The 17,599-nt window shown below is 68.4% G+C and carries 20 protein-coding genes; 12 read left to right on the top strand and 8 right to left on the bottom strand.

The genetic code is table 11. The features are described 5' to 3' along the window. Positions 1-754 precede the first annotated feature (754 nt). Positions 755-1,429 carry a thioredoxin domain-containing protein gene (locus DKM19_RS22980; protein WP_110698233.1) on the top strand — a complete coding sequence of 225 codons (675 nt, stop codon included), beginning with the start codon at positions 755-757 and terminating at the stop codon, positions 1,427-1,429. Beyond that, positions 1,426-2,067 (top strand): vitamin K epoxide reductase family protein, encoded by a 642-nt coding sequence (locus DKM19_RS22975; protein WP_110698231.1) that lies wholly within the window; start codon positions 1,426-1,428, stop codon positions 2,065-2,067. Before DKM19_RS22980 ends, DKM19_RS22975 begins: the two co-directional genes overlap by 4 nt. Before the next feature lie 7 nt (positions 2,068-2,074). Here the strand turns inward: DKM19_RS22975 and DKM19_RS22970 are convergent, their stop codons facing one another. The 4 genes from DKM19_RS22970 to DKM19_RS22960 form a co-directional block, all read right to left on the bottom strand. Beyond that, complete coding sequence (locus DKM19_RS22970) at positions 2,075-2,671, bottom strand: copper resistance CopC family protein (protein ID WP_110698229.1); 597 nt, start codon at positions 2,669-2,671, stop codon at positions 2,075-2,077. A gap of 63 nt (positions 2,672-2,734) precedes the next feature. Then, positions 2,735-2,887: a hypothetical protein gene (locus DKM19_RS49675; RefSeq protein WP_162641688.1), complete on the bottom strand. Its 153-nt coding sequence runs from the start codon at positions 2,885-2,887 to the stop codon at positions 2,735-2,737. Between the two features lie 467 nt (positions 2,888-3,354). Beyond that, positions 3,355-3,816 (bottom strand): DUF5990 family protein, encoded by a 462-nt coding sequence (locus DKM19_RS22965; RefSeq protein ID WP_110698227.1) that lies wholly within the window; start codon positions 3,814-3,816, stop codon positions 3,355-3,357. A gap of 176 nt (positions 3,817-3,992) precedes the next feature. Continuing rightward, the gene (locus tag DKM19_RS22960) at positions 3,993-4,844 is read right to left on the bottom strand and encodes a helix-turn-helix transcriptional regulator (RefSeq protein ID WP_110698226.1); all 852 of its coding nucleotides are present in this window, start codon (positions 4,842-4,844) and stop codon (positions 3,993-3,995) included. Positions 4,845-4,930: 86 nt separating this feature from the next. Here DKM19_RS22960 and DKM19_RS22955 point away from each other — a divergent pair, with 86 nt between their 5' ends. From DKM19_RS22955 to DKM19_RS22940, 4 genes are all read left to right on the top strand, one after another. Then, on the top strand, positions 4,931-5,713 hold the full coding sequence (locus tag DKM19_RS22955) for an SDR family NAD(P)-dependent oxidoreductase (protein ID WP_110698225.1): 783 nt from the start codon (positions 4,931-4,933) through the stop codon (positions 5,711-5,713). A gap of 142 nt (positions 5,714-5,855) precedes the next feature. Next, a complete protein-coding gene (locus DKM19_RS22950) occupies positions 5,856-6,518 on the top strand; it encodes a HEAT repeat domain-containing protein (protein WP_239514390.1) in 663 nt (220 codons plus the stop codon). Positions 6,519-6,524: 6 nt separating this feature from the next. Beyond that, positions 6,525-7,529 carry a HEAT repeat domain-containing protein gene (locus DKM19_RS22945; protein WP_110698222.1) on the top strand — a complete coding sequence of 335 codons (1,005 nt, stop codon included), beginning with the start codon at positions 6,525-6,527 and terminating at the stop codon, positions 7,527-7,529. A gap of 130 nt (positions 7,530-7,659) precedes the next feature. Continuing rightward, a complete protein-coding gene (locus tag DKM19_RS22940) occupies positions 7,660-9,159 on the top strand; it encodes a carboxylesterase/lipase family protein (protein WP_110698220.1) in 1,500 nt (499 codons plus the stop codon). Between the two features lie 64 nt (positions 9,160-9,223). Here the strand turns inward: DKM19_RS22940 and DKM19_RS22935 are convergent, their stop codons facing one another. Then, on the bottom strand, positions 9,224-9,784 hold the full coding sequence (locus DKM19_RS22935; RefSeq protein WP_110698219.1) for a DUF1062 domain-containing protein: 561 nt from the start codon (positions 9,782-9,784) through the stop codon (positions 9,224-9,226). A 291-nt stretch (positions 9,785-10,075) separates the two neighbouring features. Between DKM19_RS22935 and DKM19_RS22930 the strand changes: the two genes are divergently transcribed. Next, complete coding sequence (locus DKM19_RS22930) at positions 10,076-10,774, top strand: alpha/beta fold hydrolase (RefSeq protein WP_110698217.1); 699 nt, start codon at positions 10,076-10,078, stop codon at positions 10,772-10,774. A gap of 163 nt (positions 10,775-10,937) precedes the next feature. On the opposite strand, the gene DKM19_RS22925 is transcribed toward DKM19_RS22930, so the two are convergent. Beyond that, positions 10,938-11,516, bottom strand: a complete 579-nt coding sequence (locus DKM19_RS22925) for a TetR/AcrR family transcriptional regulator (protein ID WP_110705902.1) — start codon at positions 11,514-11,516, stop codon at positions 10,938-10,940. An 82-nt stretch (positions 11,517-11,598) separates the two neighbouring features. Here DKM19_RS22925 and DKM19_RS22920 point away from each other — a divergent pair, with 82 nt between their 5' ends. Together DKM19_RS22920 and DKM19_RS22915 are read left to right on the top strand one after the other, a co-directional pair. Beyond that, positions 11,599-12,372 carry an oxidoreductase gene (locus DKM19_RS22920; protein ID WP_110698215.1) on the top strand — a complete coding sequence of 258 codons (774 nt, stop codon included), beginning with the start codon at positions 11,599-11,601 and terminating at the stop codon, positions 12,370-12,372. A gap of 35 nt (positions 12,373-12,407) precedes the next feature. Next, complete coding sequence (locus DKM19_RS22915; protein ID WP_110698213.1) at positions 12,408-12,776, top strand: VOC family protein; 369 nt, start codon at positions 12,408-12,410, stop codon at positions 12,774-12,776. Positions 12,777-12,981: 205 nt separating this feature from the next. Here the strand turns inward: DKM19_RS22915 and DKM19_RS22910 are convergent, their stop codons facing one another. Continuing rightward, positions 12,982-14,133, bottom strand: a complete 1,152-nt coding sequence (locus DKM19_RS22910) for a serine hydrolase (RefSeq protein WP_110705901.1) — start codon at positions 14,131-14,133, stop codon at positions 12,982-12,984. Between the two features lie 190 nt (positions 14,134-14,323). Between DKM19_RS22910 and DKM19_RS49670 the strand changes: the two genes are divergently transcribed. Both DKM19_RS49670 and DKM19_RS22900 read left to right on the top strand, forming a co-directional pair. Then, positions 14,324-14,617, top strand: coding sequence for a hypothetical protein (locus DKM19_RS49670; protein WP_162641687.1), 294 nt, complete (start codon positions 14,324-14,326; stop codon positions 14,615-14,617). A gap of 4 nt (positions 14,618-14,621) precedes the next feature. Continuing rightward, on the top strand, positions 14,622-15,398 hold the full coding sequence (locus DKM19_RS22900; protein ID WP_110698209.1) for a MerR family transcriptional regulator: 777 nt from the start codon (positions 14,622-14,624) through the stop codon (positions 15,396-15,398). Positions 15,399-15,526: 128 nt separating this feature from the next. On the opposite strand, the gene DKM19_RS22895 is transcribed toward DKM19_RS22900, so the two are convergent. Next, on the bottom strand, positions 15,527-16,246 hold the full coding sequence (locus DKM19_RS22895; protein ID WP_110698207.1) for a MerR family transcriptional regulator: 720 nt from the start codon (positions 16,244-16,246) through the stop codon (positions 15,527-15,529). Positions 16,247-16,364: 118 nt separating this feature from the next. Here DKM19_RS22895 and DKM19_RS22890 point away from each other — a divergent pair, with 118 nt between their 5' ends. Next, positions 16,365-17,507, top strand: a complete 1,143-nt coding sequence (locus DKM19_RS22890) for a PrsW family intramembrane metalloprotease (protein WP_110698205.1) — start codon at positions 16,365-16,367, stop codon at positions 17,505-17,507. Positions 17,508-17,599: the final 92 nt, after the last annotated feature.

The following is a 17,599-nucleotide window of genomic DNA, read 5'->3' as shown; positions in this document are numbered from 1 at the left end:
TGAATTTTGGTATTTTCTCTGAATTTTGGCCTGGACGACGTCGAAATTCTTGTGCACGATGACCGCGCCCGGTAAAGGAGAGGGGGCCAGGATCCCCGGCCTCTCTCGTCCGTCGTCTTTCCTACCTGGGGGTTTGCCGCTGTCTTGGTGCAGGTGCCGACATGCGCGCCTCGCCTGCTTGACGATGAAGGAATGGCGGGGATCGCTGTCGTCTGAATTCGCCGATCTCTCCGAGATTCAGATATAAGCGCCATGAAATTGGCCTTGTGATCCGCTTCTGCGGATAATCGGGGCGTCGCTCCATGTTCGTCGCCGACATATGTGAGGCCCTCGCCCGCCGGTGTTCATAGAGCACCTCGTGTTCAATTATCATATTTGCCGTTATTGGCCTCATCTGGGAATTTCTCGCTCTCCATTCGCGATGAGGATGGGTGCCATGCTCCAGCGGGGCCGCTTCATTTATGGGTAAAGCGCGGCACCGTTGATGACCATGGCTTTCCCCGCGCCCGTCGGCATCGCGATGATGAGCGGGGGCATCGCGGGTGCCTCCTCCGCCCGAAACGGGCTGGGCTTCACGCCGGCCGTGCGGTAGGGCCTCGGCAACCCCCGTAAGGCCGGGCGCGAAGGTCGGTGCTGCGGCTTCCGCGGGGTCGCCCAGCGGTTTCACCTCGTCGTTGACGCCCCTCCCATCTTCTACATCTGGTAGAAGTTAGGAGGGCTCCGTGCCCTGCGGAACATCCCTTGAGAGCGGAATATGACGACGAACCTGAAGATAACCCTCGGTATCGCCGCAGTCATGGCGGCGATCGTCGCGGTGATCGCCGTCTTCGGCGATTTCGGAGCGCGATCCACCGACTCGGTAGCCGACGCGGCCGCCGGGCAGAGCGTTCCCGCTGAGGCGCTGGTACGCGAGGACAGCCACACGCTGTCCACGGCGGCCGACGGCAGGGTCACGCTGGTGGAGTTCCTCGACTTCGAGTGTGAAGCCTGCGGCGCGGTCTTCCCGCACATGGAGCGCATCCGCGCCGAGTACGACGGGCGGATCACCTTCGTGGTCCGCTACTTCCCAATGCCGGGTCACCACAACGGCGAGCTCGCCGCACGGGTCGCCGAGGCCGCCGGCAAGCAGGACAGGTTCGAGGCCATGTACGCCAAGCTGTTCGAGACCCAGAGGCAGTGGGGCGAGGCCTCCGAGTCCAAGGAAGCGTTCTTCACCGACCTGGCCAAGCAGGTGGGTCTGGACATGACCGCCTTCCACGCCGATCTCACCGCCCCGGCGACCGCGCAGCGGGTGAGGAAGGACCAGGACGACGGCCGGCTGCTCGGCGTCCGGGGCACACCCACGATCTTCTTCAACGGCGCCCAGCTGACCGAGGAGCCCAGCTACGAGAACCTGAAGGCCAAGATCGACGCAGCGCTCGCCTCATGACCACCGTGAAGACCGCTCGGCCCGCGACCGCCGCCGAGGTCTCATCCTCGTCGATCGTCACCAGGTCGCTGCCGTTCGTCCTGACGATCGGCGGCGGCCTCGGCCTCCTGGCGGCGTTCCTGCTGACGGTCGAACGTCTGCGTCTGGCCGCCGATCCCACCTACGTGCCCACCTGCAGCATCAATCCGATCCTCAGCTGCGGGTCGGTCATGAAGACCGCGCAGGCCTCCGTCTTCGGCTTTCCCAACCCGCTGCTGGGCATCGCGGCGTTCTCCGTCGTGACAACGGTGGGCATGGCCCTGCTGGCGGGAGCCCGCCTGCGGAGGTGGTTCTGGTACGGCCTGCAGCTGGGCACCCTGGCCGGCGTCGTTTTCGTCCACTGGCTGATCTTCCAGAGCCTGTACGTGATCGGCGCCCTGTGCCCGTACTGCATGCTGGTGTGGATCGCGACGATCCCCGTCTTCTGGTACGTCACGCTCGCGAACCTGCACACCGGCCGCATCCGGTTGCCGAGCGGCGCGCACCGGGTCGCCACCGCGGCGACCCGGTATCACACGAGCGTGCTCATGGTGTGGATGCTCACCGTCATCGGGCTCATCGTGCAGCGCTTCTGGTCCTACTGGATCACGCTGATCTGAGATCCGGTCATCTGCCCGAACGGCGACGCCGGCTGATGACGATACTGAACGCCGCCATGACGGCCGCCAGGCCGACGACGACCCACAGGAACACCGAGCCCCCGCCTGCCGACCCGCTGGTCTCGTTCGCCTGAGGGATCAGGGTCGGCTCCACGGGCTCGGCGCTCGGCGCGGCGGAACTCGGCGCGGGCGTGCTGGGCGCCTCCGAGGCCGTCGCACTCGAGGTGGGCGTGGGGGAGGGGGTGGAGGAGGCGATCACGGTGAAAGGGATCTCGCCGGTGCGGGGATGGCCGTCGGAGGAGACCACTCGAAAACCGATCGTGTACTTACCCGGAGGGAGCATTCCGGACAGCGCCTGGACGACTTTCTTACCCCGCAGGCTGGCCTCACCGGCCTGGAACCGTTCGCCTGAGGCGTTCAGCACGGCGACCTTCGGGAACTTCACCGCACGGTCGAACTCCAAGGTCACTTCGCTGATGTCGGCGACCTTGGCGTCCTTGGCGGGGTTGCTCGATTTCAGCACATCATGCGCTTGAGCCGCCGTCGCCGGCCACAGCACCGCGGTGAGGACGACAAGCAAGATCACTGGCCTGCGCAGGAACATGAAATGGACTCTCTTTCGGTACGTTGTGGCGCCTGCACCGCGTCAGGCGCAAGAACGGTCGATTCACTCGGGCAGCGAGCCGTCGCCTGCGGACTTCCGTTCGGCGTGCTCAGCCGCCTTGGCGTGCGTCTCGCTGCGCACCGGCCGGACGATCCCGGCGACGAAACCACCGCCGGCCACCGGTGGCGGGACAGGCGCGGACACGATCTCGAACATGAAGCGACCCCACAGCCGTCGGACTGACCGCATCAAACTTCTACATTATGTCGAAGATGACCGTCTCACTGATACAGCCAGTGACTCGGCACGCGTCCGCGCTTCAATAAATCTACATTGTAAAGGCGCCTGGTTGAGTTCAAGATCATTTACAGTGGACCAAAGACCTAGCCGCCAAAAACGGAGCCGGCTGGTTGCGGATCTTCGGCGTGGGTTGATTCAGGCCGGGGCCGGCCAGGTCCTTGCCGTCGCCCGCGCGCATCTCCACCAGCCGCCGTCATCGGGCGGAATCCGCAGTTACCCTGCGGGCTCGGAGGGGGAGGAGCATGTCCTCGCCGATGATCTCTGGGCGGGCGCGATGATTGCACAGCGGGCGTGCCCCGGTCCGAACCGGCCTGCTTGGCTGTCCGTTGTCACGGGGGGTTTCCCGGCCGCCGCGACGTGCCGGGGTGCCGGTCGGTGGGAGATCACTGTGCCTGCCCGGCGATCCATTCAATGAGCGGTGGTCTGACCGCGGCGCACAACGGTTGTCCCTTGGCGTCGGTGAGGCGAAGGCGGGCGAGGAGCAGTCCGGAGCGTGTGGCGGCTTCGGCGGTGGCCTGGTCGACGGCGTCGAGCATCAGCTTGGCTCGCCGGAACAGGGTGAGGGCGCCGGCCTCGTCCACGCTGCTCCATGAGAGGTAGATGAATCGGCCTTCGGGGCGGCCCTGGACATAGGGGCCCTTGAGGTCGATGCCCGACGGGGTGGCGGTCGCGGTGCACTGCAGTGTCCAGGTCGCCGACACGGCGTCGCCGGGCTGCGGGTCGAGCAGTTCCCTGCTGCGGTCCCGGTGTTGGACCGCGACGTGGATGCCGGTGTAGCCGGGGAAACCAGGGGCGGCGGCACAGCTGTGACCCGGCAGGTCGAAGGCCTCGATCTGGATCTGCATGGGGCCATCCTCCTCCCAAGAGGCCTTCGGCCGTATCCAGATCCCGGATGCGGCCCCTGAGGCGCGGAGCCGTCGAACGGCCTCGTCGAGGGTGTCTCTGGCGGCGCCGGACGAGGAGACCACGGCCGACCGGATCGGCAGGTCACCCTCTGCCGGCGACGGTGTCCGCCGTGGCGCTACCGCAGGTAATCACCGGCCTCGGCTCCAAGGACATTCAGAAGAGCCAGAGCCTCGGCGCCATGGGATTCCGGCGGCGCGCTGTAGAGCACGAGGTGCTGGTCGCGGTCCGTGAGCGTGAGCGAGTCGCAGTCGACGGTGATCTCCCCGACGACCGGGTGACGGAAGGTCTTCGTGAGCATCGGCGCGGCCTGCACGTCGTGCCGCTCCCAGAGCCGGGCGAACTCGGGGCTGGCGTCGCGGAGCTCGTCGACGAGTTCGGTCACCGCGGGGTCGGACGGGTACCGGGCGAGGGTGGATCGGAGGCCCATGACGACGTGGTGCCGGAACTCCGCGGCGTCGGAGACCCCGTACAGCGTCTCATCGGCGCGCGCCGGCCCGAGGAATGCCCGGCGCGCGAGATTGCGGTCCTCCGGGGCGAGCTCGGCGAAGTTCTCCATGAGCGCGGCCGCGAGGTCGTTCCACGCGAGCACCTCGAACGTGGCGGAAATCACAAAAGCGGCCGTCTGGGGCAGTCGCTCGAGGAGTGTGAGGATGCTCGGGCGGACGTCGCGCCGATGCAGTCCGGTACGGCTCGGCGCGGTGCCCGCGAGGACGTGGAGGTGGTCGGACTCGGCGTCCGTGAGCCGTAGCGCGCCTCCGATCCCGGCGAGGACCTCGCCCGACGGTCGCGGCGCCCTGCCCTGTTCGAGCCGGACGTAGTACTCCGTGGAGATGTGCGCGAGGACCGCCACCTCCTCGCGGCGAAGGCCCGGTGTCCGGCGTCGCGAGCCCGAGGGGAGGCCGACGTCCTCCGGTCGGAGCCGCTCGCGACGGCTACGGAGAAATGCCCCAAGCTCCTGTTTGTCCATATCCCAAGTGTGCACGCTGCGCGGCGGCGGATCCTGGTACTGCCTGTGCCTGAATCCGACCCGGAGGCCGGCCTGACACTGTCGTCATGACGAACAACATTGACATCGCACCCATCGGCCTGCTCACCGGCAAGGTTGTGTTCATCACCGGTGCCAGCCGCGGCATCGGGGCGGCCGCGGCCCGGCTCTTCGCCTCCGAGGGCGCCGCCGTCGTGCTCGCCGCCCGCGGCACCGACGCCCTCCAGCGGATCGTCACCGAGATCCGCGCCGACGGCGGCGTCGCGGATGCCGTGACAGTGGACCTCGCCGACCGTGCGAGCATCCGCGCGGCGGTCGACCACGTCGGGGAGTTGCACGGACGGCTCGACGGCGCTTTCAACAACGGCGCGGCGATCCAGCGGCCCGGCCCGCTCGACACGACGAGCGACGAGGACGTCGAGGAGCAGTTCGCGGTGAACTTCCGGGCGCACTGGACCGCGATGACGGTCGAGGCCGCGCTCATGCGCCGGGGCGATGGCGGGGCGATCGTCAACACCTCGAGCATCGGCAGCCGCCGTGCGAACCCGGAGCTCCCCGCGTACAGCGCGATGAAGCGCGCGCTCAACAGCATCACCGAGACCGCCGCCGTGACCTGGGGACGGCAGGGGATCCGCGTGAACGGCATCACCCCCGGCGGCACCGCGACGGAGATGATCGACGCGTGGGAGGCGGCGTCCCCGGGCGTCGTCGAACGCATCAAGACGAGCATCCCGCTCGGCCGGATGGCCGAGCCTCGCGAGGTCGCCGAGGTGGCCGCGTGGCTGCTCAGCGACCGGGCCTCGATGGTGACCGGCGCGATCGTGCCGGTGGACGGGGGCGCCGGCGCCTGAAACGTCACGCACGTCTCATCCGACGTGACAGGCACCGGCCTCGGTGGACAGGGGGCACCCGGTGATCTTGAGTCGTGACTCCGCTTGACCTTGACACGGTGACAAGGTCTTCACTGTTGCCGAGGAGGTGGTCCCGATGACCATGCAACAACAGGACGCGGACACGACTCGAGCTCTCCAGGGGCTGGAGGACAGCCGCTCGTCGGTGCGGCTGCGGGCGGCGATGGCGGTCGGCACGACCCCCGACCCGCGGTTCATCGGCAAGCTCATCGAACGATGCGCGATCGAGCCCGAATTCTATGTGCGCGATATGCTGACGTGGGCACTCACCCGCCACCCGGCGTCAATGACGGTCCCCGCGCTTCTCACGGAACTCCGCTCGGAGCGTGCGCAGGCACGAAGCCAGGCGCTGCACACGCTGTCCAAGATCGGGGATCGGCAGGCGTGGCCGGCGATCACACGGGCGCTTCTGTCCGACGCCGACGACGAGGTGGCGCGGAGCGCTTGGCGGGCAGCGGTCGTGCTCGTGCCCGAAGGTGAGGAGCCCGGGTTGGCCGCGGTGCTGTCGACACAGCTCGGGCGCGGCGAACGTGAGACGCAGCTGAGCCTCAGCCGGGCGCTGGTCGCGCTCGGTGAGGTGATCTTGCCGGCTCTGCGCGCTGCGATGACGGATCTCGACCCTCGCGTGCGCGCGCACGCGATCGCCACGGAACGGCTGCTGCGCGATCCGGATGCCGGATTCGAGTTCGCGATCGAGGAGGCGAAGCGCGTCGTGGCCCTCGGCGGCACCGGCCAGGAGGAGTGATAGGCAGTGTTGATCGGTGACGTGGCACGACGGTCCGGGGTCAGCGCCCGCATGCTCAGGCATTACGACTCGCTCGGCCTGGTGCGGCCGACGGGTCGTACCGGCGCCGGCTATCGGGAGTACTCCAGCGAGGACATCCGGCGGATCTTCCATATCGAGAGCCTGCGGTCCTTGGGGTTGTCGCTGCGTGACGTCGGGCGCGCGCTCGATGATCCCGGCTTCACGCCCTCGGAGCTCGTCGACGACCTCATCCGCCAGACGCGAGAACGCATTGCGGATGAGACGGAGCTGCTCACGCGACTCCGCCGGATCGGTGCCGCGGAACCCGCCGGCTGGGAGGAGGTCCTCCAGGTCGTCGCACTCCTCCAGGCGTTGGGGTCAAAGAGCGCCGGCAAGCGCCAGCGCGCGGCCTTGTCCTCGGTTGAAGAGGTTGCGGTGCCGGTGGAAGCCCTGGTCGAGGCAGCGCTGAGCGAGACGGACCCTAACGTCGCCGGAGCCCTTCGATGGGCTTTGGCGCGATTGGGCGACGACGGATTGGCGTTGCTGGCGGAGGGCCTCGGCTCACCGGTGGCCGAGGTGCGGAAACGTGCCGTCCAGTCCATCGCTGAGATTCCGAACGGTGAGGCGACCGCACTGCTGCAGGACGCCCTCGCGAACCCCGACATCGTGGTCCGCAGATATGCGGCTCTGGCGCTCGGGGCACGTGGAGCGGCCGACGCGGTCCCGACGCTCATCGAGATGGTCGTCGAGGGGACGAATGACGTCGATGCGGCCGACGCACTGAGCGCGCTGGCGAGTCGTCCCGCGTTGGCGGATCAGATCGCCACCGGGCTCGTTGATCGCCTCGCCCACGGCACCGCTGAATCGCCGGTACGTCAACGGCTGACACAGGCGCTCGCGGATATCCCGGGAATCACGGCGTCACGTGCCCTCACGGATCTGTCACATGACGGAGACCGGGCCGTTGCGCTTACCGCGACATACGTTCTCGGGATGCGCGACGCGCGATGACGGATCTTTCCTGGGGCGCTGCGCGCGCTACTGCGGTCGGCTCGATATCGAGGTGCGGTGAGCCCGCGGTTTGGGCGAAGATGGCCGCGCCTGGCTATGGGAGCCGGCACCCCCGGAAGAGGAGCGTGCCATGAGCGCCATCGGATCCGCAGGCCCGGAGGTCCGGGTGACCACGGGAAGGCTGCGCGGGCGGATGGAGGATGGCGTGGCCGTCTTCCGCGGCGTGCCGTTCGCGCGCCCGCCGGTGGGCGCCCTGCGACTGGCCGCACCGGCGCCGTCCGAGCCGTGGGACGGGGTGCGCGAGGCCGGCGCGTTCGGTCCGCCGCCGCCGCAGTCCAAGATGCTGGGCGCGTCCGGCGCCGACGGCGCGGACGGCGACTGGTTGACCGTCAACGTCTGGTCCCCCGACCTGGGCGCCGCCCGGCTGCCGGTGATGGTGTGGATCCATGGCGGGGGTTACATGTACGGGTGGTCCGGCGACCCGGTCTTCGACGGCCGTGTGCTCGCCCGGGACGGCGTCATCGTGGTCACCTTCAACTACCGGGTCTCCGCCGAGGGCTTCGGGCACTTCCAGGGGGCACCGGCCAACCGCGGGCTACTGGACCAGGTGGCCGCCCTCCGCTGGGTGCACGACAACATCGCGGCTTTCGGCGGAGATCCGGATCGGGTCACCGTTTTCGGGGAGTCCGCCGGAGCCGGGAGCATCGCGGCGCTGACGGTGATGCCCAGAGCCGCCGGTCTGTTCCGCAGGGCGATCGCGCAGAGCGTGCCAGGCATGTTCTTCTCCGCCGAGCTGGCCGCCGACATCGCCGCCGCCCTGGCCGGTGAGCTGGGCCTGGCCCCGCTCGCGGGCGAGCTCGCCCGCCTGTCGCCGGAGCTGCTGATCGACGCCGGGGACGCGGTGGCGGGCAAGATGGGCGACTGCCCGCGGTGGGGCCGGGCCGCGTACGTCCAGACGCCGTTCGCGCCGGTCGTGGACGGCGAGGTGCTGCCCGCGGTGCCGTGGCGGTCACCGGCGGACAGGGCCGCGCGCGAGGTGGAGCTGATCGTGGGGCACACCCGCGACGAGTATCGGCTGTTCATGGCCATCAGCGGCGACATCGGCCAGATCACCGCCGAGCGGGCGGCCACCGCGCTACGGGAGCTCGCCCCGGACCCGGAGGCCTACCGGGCCGCCCATCCCGGGGTCGACGGAGAGCGGCTGTACGAGCTGGTGCACTCCGACTGGATGTTCCGGATGCCTTCCGTCCGGCTGGCCGAGACCCACCGGAAGCGCGGCCGGGCCCACCTGTACGAGCTGACCTGGCCTGCCCCCGGCATGGGCGGCGATGTCCTCGGCGCCTGCCACGGGCTCGGCCTGCCACTGACGTTCGGGAACCTGACCGTTGGAGCGGCGGGAGTGCTGCTCGGACAGGAGCCGCCACCGGCCGCGGCCGAGCTGTCGGCCCGGGTCCGCGCGGCATGGATCGCCTTCGCCACGACCGGGGATCCTGGCTGGCCGGCGTACGAGCCGCAGAACAGGCATACCTGGGTCATCGACACCGAGCCGAGCGTAACGGCGTATCCGGAGGAGACCTCCCGTGAGCTGTGGGCCGGGCATGCCTTCGCCCCTCTCACGTTGCAGGTGTGACCAAGGCAGAACACGGCACAGCCGTGTTCTGCCTTGGCCGAAAGCGTCGCACCGACGCTTGGACCTATTGAACCGACCACACCAGGACGAATGAGAAATCCAGTTTCGTCGTGCGGTTCAGCGGAATATCGATCTTGACTCTGTGAGCGACCTCATTACGGCTGATGCCCAATCCATGAGCGATGAGCCGTTCGGGACGGATCGGCACGGGATCGTCGAAGGTGACTGTGATCTGAAGGGGCCATGGTTCCTCGGGCAGGGGAGGCGTGTGGAGTTCCCAGCGCCCGTCCCAATCGAGCGCGAACCGGTTGTGCCGGGCGATCAACGGGTCGAGAAGGGTGTCCACGACGAGGGAAGGCGAGTTGCCCGAGTAACCGGCCAGAAGGTCGGCGGGCAGTGAACGGACCGGGACGCGATCGTGGACGGTGAGCTTGTTGGTCCGGCCACAGGAAACGCAGTTGACCAGGAGCCAGACGTCGAGGAGTTTGCCGTTGGCGTTGACGCGGAACCTGCCGTGGCCGATGGTGGCGCGGCCGGAAGGGCAGGCCACGCACCGGAGGACGAGCAGGGGCAGGCGGGTGCGCCGCACCGCCCAGGGCAGCACGATATGAGGATGTGAAGACATGATCTCTCTGAAGACCTGACGAAGAGCATGGAAAACAGAGCCGACGGCGTCGTCGGCGACCGATGCGCAGGAAGTGTCAGGTCTAAAGAGCAGGCGGCGTCATGCGCGCGAAGTCCTCACGTTGGGGTGAGAGTCCAAACTAGGCGACCACCACCCACAAGATCCATCCATTTTCGCGGCCGCCGTCAGCAGGAGGCTTTGGAGAGCCCGTGCGACGTCAGCGGCACCAGGCGCGTATCGAAAGTGTCTTCAGGGCGGGCGGTTGTCAGGCTGCTCCGTTACGGTGCAGCCATGGCGAATTTTGTACTGGTTGCAGGCGCGCGGCTCGGGGCGTGGGCGTGGGACGAGGTGGTGCCGTATCTGCGGGCGGCCGGCCAGGGTGCTCACCCGTTGACGCTGTCCGGTCTTGCCGACAGAGCGGGTGTGCCGGCTGGGCAGCAGACCCACGTCCAGGACATCGTTGACGAGGTCGAAGGCCGGGATCTGCGCGACGTCGTCCTGGTGGGTCACAGCTACTCGGGCATCCCGGTCGGTCAGGCCGCGGAGCGGATCGGTGACCGGCTGGCCCACGTGGTCTTCGTCGATTCGAGCCTTCCGGCCGATGGCGAGGCGTTCGTCTCCGCCTGGCCGGACGGGGGAGCGACGGTGAAGGCATCGATCGCCGAGAACGGAGGATTTTGGCCGCTCGTGACCGCGGCCCACTACGACGGCCATGGCCTCACCGATGAGCAGATCGCACGGATCGTGGGTGGCTCGACGCCGCACCCGGGCGCCACGCTTATCGAGCCCGCTGTGCTGTCACGGCCACTTGGCGAACTCCCGGCGACGTACATCCAATGCGTGCTCGCCGGAGCCGGGCCCGGCGACGACGTGGCCGATCTGCTGCCCGGCAAGCACTGGCGGCTGGTCGAGATGGCCACCGGCCACTGGCCGATGTTCTCCCAGCCGCGCGAACTGGCGCAGATCTTCCTCCAAGCGGCCGGGGAGTGACCGCGGGCCCATGATGTGGTTGGTTTCGGAGTAGTGCCGGGAGCGCCTCAGCGTGTCTCCGCTGTCAGCGGTGGCCGCACCAGGAGCCGGCCCGCCGCGCACCCCACGCACGATGCCGCCGGGCGTGGGGTGACCGAGCTCTACGGCAAGGCCGCCGAGCGGCTCAGCCTGCGTTCTGTGCGCCGAAACGCAGGCCGTCGAAGAGGATCGCCGTGATGCGCACGGCTTCGTCCTGCCAGCCCTCCGTGGCGTGCATTCCGCAGATGCCTCCCAGTGCGCGCAGCAGTGTGCGTCCGCTGACGCCGCCCCGGATGGTGCCGGCTGCCGTGCCCGCTTCGAGCAGCTGATCGAGAGCCTGTGCCATCTGCGCGCGGGCGTCGTCGAAGATCGGTGAATCCGTCGCCATGATGCTCTCCAGCGCGATGGCCATTCCCTTGCCCACGGCTGCGTGCTCTACGAGCAGCAGCAGGAAGCGTCGCAACGCCTCGTCCGGGGCATGCCGGTCAAGGAGCTCCGCGGGTGCGGTGCACAGCTCGTCGACCTCCTGGCGGTAGACCTCCTCGACGAGGGCTTCGCGTGTCTCGAAGTGGCGGTAGAGCGTTCCGACCGCCACCCCCGCTCGCCGGGCGATCTCTTCCACGTGAGCGTCGGCCTCACCGGTGAGGAACGCCTTCCGCGCCGCGGCCAGAAGCGCCTCGCGGTTGCGCCGCGCATCAGCGCGCAGCGGACGTGACGACGACAACATTGCCCCCATAAGGTGAGTCGGGTTCCGCTTAGGTGTACAGTTTCCGGAGTCGGGTTCACTTTACTGGAGGGATACTCCCATGACGTTCCCGGAAGAGGGGCTGAGCGGCCTTCGTGTGCTGGTCACCGGTGGCAGCCGCGGCCTGGGTGAGGCGACTGCCCGCCGGTTCGCCGCTGCGGGCGCGACGGTGCTGACCGCCTCGCGCAGCGCGCCTCCGGAGGATCTGCCGGCCACCTTCATCCCTGCGGACCTTGCGACGGAGCAGGGAGCAGAGGAGCTCGGCCGACGGGTCATCGACAGCGTGGGCGGGGTGGACGTCCTGGTCAACAATGCGGGCGCCGCGAGTGCCCCGGTGCCGACGCTGAAGCGGTCCGACGAGTCGTGGCGTGCGGATCTGGAGATGAACCTGCTCAGTGCCGTCCGGCTCGACCGCGCCCTGGTTCCGGGGATGGTCGAGCGGGGTTCCGGCGTGGTCGTGCATGTCTCGTCGATTGCGAGTCGTCTGCCGCAGCGCACCGAGGCCTCCTACGCGGCGGCGAAGGCGGCGCTCAATGCCTACAGTCGCGAGCTGGCGACCGAGGTGGGTGAGCACGGGGTGCGCGTGGTGTGTGTCCTGCCGGGCTTTGTGGCCACCGAGGGCGCCGTCGAGCACCTCCAGCGGATCGCCGATCGGCAGGGCGTTGGCGTGCAGGAGGTACGGCAGCAGATCGTGGATCACCTGAACGTGCCGATGGGCCGGCCCGGCGACCCGGAGGACGTGGCAGAGATGATCGCGTTCCTCGCATCCAGCCGCGCGAAGTGGCTCACGGGAGCCGAGTTCCGGGTCGACGGCGGCATCATCCCAGTGGTGTAAGCCAAGACCGGGCAGGGAGAGGACGGAGAACAAGCATGAACATCAACCTCAGCGCATTGATCATCGACGTTGCCGAGCTGGAGCCCGAGAGCGCGTTCTGGCACCGGCTGCTGGGCGGCTCGATCGCGAAGACCGCGACTCACCATTTCCTCCGGATCGACGGGTTCCCGGTGTTCGTGATCCAGCTGGCTCCGGGGCATGTCCCCCCGGAGTGGCCGGAGGGTGACTCGCAGCAGATGCACGTCGATCTGACGACGGACACCCTCGCGGCCGCGGACCGGTTGGCGCTCGAGGCAGGTGCGCGTCGGCTGCATCCCACCGACGACGTCGACCCCGCATCGCAGAAAGGCGGCCGGGTCTACGCCAGTCCGGCCGGACACCCCTTCTGCCTCCGGCCGGCCTGAGCCGCGCCAAGTGTCCGGACCTGCTTCTCCCTGCTGTCGGCCCGGGCGACAGCAGGCGACCAGCCCTCAAGTCGTCGACCGGTTGTGCCTGCTCGGCCCGGCGTCCGCGCAGGTGGGTCGGCCGAGCCGAGCTCGGCTCGGTTCGCGCTCTGCCTGATGCGAGACCGTACGGAGCCCGCCTTCGGGGCGTACGGGCCCGAGGCGATCAGCCCGTAGGTTCGGCCGCCTGGTCGGCCGATCCGGCCTGCCCGCCGCAGAACACCTCCTTGACGAACCTCTGCTGGGCCTTCTGGAACGCCTCGGCCGTGGCGGCGAAGTCGAGCGCGGCGTCCCCGCTGGTCAGCGAGGCGGTCAGGGTCTTACCGCCGTCGGGCGTGCTGTACATCAGCGCCCCCCAGCCAAAGAAGCCGCCGTTGTGGGTGATCACGGTGCCGCCGCAGTCCGTCTCCTGTACGAACACCCCCAGGCCGTAGCCGATCTTGGGGTACGGCTTGCACATCTCGGCCAGCAGCGGGGCCGGGATGAGCTTGCCGCCCGTCAGCGCGGCGATGAACGTGTGGAGGTCCTCGGTGGTCGAGATCATGTCACCGGCGGCGGAGACCCAGGAGGGGTTCATGCGGGTGACGTCGACCACCTTCCACTGGCCGGCATCCTCGTACCGGTAGTAGCCGTGGGCGTGCGGCTCGGGGATCTCCGACGAGGCGCCCGGCACCACGGTGCCCGACAGCCCGAGCGGCCCCAGGATCCGCCGCTGCATCTCCTCGGCGAGCGAGCGGCCGGTGACCTTCTCGATCAGCAGCTTGGCCAGTACGTAGTTGGTGTTGGAATAGCTCCAGTCGGTTCCCGGCGCGAACCTCACCGGCTTGGACAAGGCCAGCCGCAGGAGCTCCTCCGGCTCGTAGGTGTGGGACAGGCCGTCCACGTACTCCTGGCCCTGCCAGGGGATCCCCGGCACGATCGTCCCGTCGGGGTAGAGCTCGCCGGTGAAGTTGAACACCCCGCTGGTGTGCTGCAGCAGCATCCGCACCGTGATCTGGCGGTCCAGGCCGAACTCGGGCAGGTAGTCGTCCGCCGGAGCGTCCAGCCCGACCTTGCCCTCGGCCACCAGTTGCAGCACCAGGGTCGCGACGAAGGTCTTGGTGTTGCTGCCGATCCGGAAGTGGCCGTCCGTCGGCGGCTTGGCGGTCTCGCCCAGCTTGCGCACTCCGGCGCTGCCGGCCCACTCGCCCCGCTCATCGTGCACGCGCAGCTGAATCCCGGCGAAACCGGCATCGACGATCTCCTGCATGGCTTTCTGCAGCTCCGGGCGCTCCTGCCCGGCAGTGGTGTCCTCGATGGTGTGGAGGGACTCGCGCATGGTCATTCCTTATCTCGCGACAGTAGGCGTTTTGCACAGCTCAAAAGCACAACGGCGGCTCCGGTGGCCACCGGCCCCTTCGAGGCGGCCATATGATGAGCGTTCACCCTGACCTAAGGTCAAGGTCAACCCCTGTCGCGACCATCGCTGAGCGGCGCCGATCGCAGGCGTCCCCGGTCTGGATCGGGAATTGACCGCGGTCCGCGCCGGCCGGAACGCCGAGATCGGCATCGAGGCCCACGCCCCTCGACACGTTGACCGTCCCGGTGCGGTAGGTGGTCGCTCGGGTGCCGGCCTTGGCGACAAGGGTGATGAGCTGGAACAGATGCGCGCTATCCTCGCCCCTGTGATCGCCCGCAACCCGCACCTCACGGTGAGCGCGAAGGTCGCCGGCGACCATGGCTCGATCCTGCGCAAGGACTTCCGGGCCGTCGCCGGCGCGGTTCGCGAGACCGCGGCCGCCCACGATCTGAAGGTGCGCTGAGCCGATGGCAGACGGACTCACGATCGGTCAGGCGGCGGCGTTCGTCGGCGTCACGATCAAAACCGTGCGGCACTATCACCGGCTCGGCCTGGTCGCCGAGCCGGAACGGGATGGTTCCGGCTACCGCCGTTACCGGTCGGCCGACCTGCTCCGGCTGGTCCAGGCCCGGACCCTGGCCGGGGCCGGCGTGCCGCTGGCCGAGATCGGTGACCTGCTCGACGCCGATCCCGAGCGGTTCTCCGCCGCCCTGGACGACGTCCATCGTCGGCTCACCGAACGGATCGAGGACCTGATCGCGCGCCGCGACACGCTGCATCGGCTCGATCATGGCGACCGGGCCCTGCTGCCCGACCGGGCCTGCGCGGTCTTGGACCGACTCACCGATCTCGGCTTCAGCCCCGACTACGTGGCCGGTCAACGGGAGGCTATGGTGCTGGCCCGGGCGCTGATTCCGGAGATCTACGACAACTTTCTGACCCAGCTCGAACGTTCGCTCGACGACCCCGAGTTCGTCGAGCTGACCAAGCGCGGCTGGGATGCGAGATCCTGGGATCCCGACGACCCTCGAATCGAAGAACTGGCATCCGCGCTGGCCGGCAAGCTGCTGGCCAACCGTGTGGTGCCGGCGATGCCGGCCGGATTTCGGAACCGGTCTGACGCCGCCGCCCGGTACGGACTGGTCAACCACCACCGGGAAGACCAGGAGCCGTCCATCGCCCGGTTGAACGCACTGGTCGAGGCGAACCTGCGCGCGGCCGGCATCGACATCCCGCATCAGTGACGGCCGCCCGGCAGGCCCGGTGCCGCGGCGGGACGTCCGCGTCGACACGCACCGGCTTCCCGGTCCTCCGGCAGATCACCAATGCCCGGGCACGTCCACGTATCACCAGGTGTGGGGCGAGGCCGGCCTCAGATCAGACCGACGATTTTCCAGATGCGTACGATCACGTCGAGTTGTGCCGGGTTGTAGAGGTCGAGCATCGTAGTGATCAGCGTGTCGGTCGTCGACTGCCGGCCTGCCACCTGGGCGGCCCCCGATGGCAGCGGGTGCTTTTCGGTCAGTGCGCTCGTCTGCGGGGCGATGCGTTGCGCGAGCAGTTCGCGTGTCTCCTCGTCGGCGTCCGGTGGGAGCGCGTCGAACTCGCGGGTCGCGTCATCTTGCCGGTAGTCCTGCAGGAGGGCTTGCCAGTGCTGTGAGCTGTCATCGCCGATGACGTGGGCGAGCACGGCGAACAACGACCGGTCGTTGGATGACAGTCGCGCCTCGGTCGCCGCGGTCGAGATGTCGGAGGGGAGGTCGGTCGGCGCCGGTTGACGGCGCAGCTTGGCGATCTCCCTTCTCGCCTCCTTCAGCCGTGTGATCGTGACGGCCAGTTCCGCGTCCACCGCGAGCAGGGTCTCCTCAAGATCCTCCGACTCGTCCTCCATCGACGTGATCATGGAGAGGGAGAAGCCGAGCCTGGTGAGACGGCGGATCTGCAACAGGCGCACGAGGTGCTCTGTCCGGTAGGCCTTGTAACCGTTCGGCAGTCGTTCCGGCTCGTCGAGGAGGCCGATCTCGTGATAGTGCCGGACGGTACGCAGGGTCGTTCCGGCGAGTTGCGCGACCTCCCTCGTGCTCCAGCCCATGTCCGTCCTCTCCTCTCCACGCTTCGCGATCACCTGATTTGAGTATGCCGTAACGGCACGGTGTCCACTGGGGGAGCGACCGCATCGGGCGGCGTCGAGATGCCGAGAAGGAATAGAAATGCACATATCGATCAGGTCCAGACGAAGCCGGATGTGGAGGCTCTGGCCCCTGTCGGCGGGTGCTGCCTGGCTGGCATCCGTGTTCTGGGTGGCGACCCAGGTCGGGCTGGACGGGGTGGTCGTCGGCCTGCCCCTGTCCGCCCTGGTCATCCTGCCGATCGTGGGCGTCTTCCTGTGGCTCGACCGCTGGGAGCACGAGCGTCCACGCCATCTCGTCTCGGCGTTCGCGTGGGGAGCGTCGATCGCCGCCTTCTGCGCGATCTGGTCGCAGGCAGGGCTGCAGGCCGTCGTCGACACCACGATGGGCACCGACGTCGGTGCGTGGGTTCGCCCGCTCATCATCACCCCGGTCACCGAAGAGGTCTTCAAGGGCCTGTTCCTGGGGTGGCTGCTGATCCATCGCCGGAGGCAGATCACCGGTCTGCTCGACGGCATCGTCTACGCGGGACTCATCGGTGCCGGCTTCTCGTTCACGGAGAACATCCTCTACTTCGGCCGCGCCGTCACCACCTTCGCCGCATCGGACACATCCGATGTGAACGCCATCGCCGTGCTCGGGGTCACCTTCTTCCTGCGAGTGGTGCTGGTGCCGTTCATGCATCCGTTCTTCGTCTCCGTGTTCGGTCTGGGGATCGCCGCGTCCGTGAACAAGCACCGCGGCGGGGCGCGAATCGCCCTTCCGATCGCCGGCCTGCTCGTCGTGATCACCCTGCACGGGGTATGGGACTGGGCGGGGCTCGCAGCAGACGACCCGCTCCTGATCTACAAGATCTACGGAGCCGTCATGGTGCCGGTCTTCCTCGCCATGACGATCCTGGCTCTCGTGCTACGCCGCCGAGAGGGCCAGGCGATCACCGCGGCCCTCCCGGCTCTCGCGCGCGACGGGCACATCGCCCCCGAAGAGGTCGCGCCCCTCGCGAGTCTGGGAGAACGTCGCCGCTGGAGGCGGGACGTGCGTCGGCGCGCGGGCCGGGCCGCGGCTCGCGCCACCGCGCGCTATCAAGCCGAAGCGAGCGCCCTCGGCATCCGTACGATCCGCGCACAGGCCACCGGAAACCGAGACGGGCTCGACGAGCAGGCACGGACGACCGCGTCTGCCAGAAGAGGCATGCTCGGAGCCCTGGAAGCTTCGAATGCATAGCAGGCAACGGCAGCCGCAATCGACGCACCGCATCCCGAATGGGTCGCCATCAGAAACGTCCAGGCATCGTCCATACGGCCCGGACGGTCCGG

It is taken from the genome of Streptosporangium sp. 'caverna' (assembly GCF_003203775.1).
Classification (GTDB): domain Bacteria; phylum Actinomycetota; class Actinomycetes; order Streptosporangiales; family Streptosporangiaceae; genus Streptosporangium; species Streptosporangium subroseum.
This window is presented reverse-complemented; position numbering and strand designations above follow the sequence as displayed.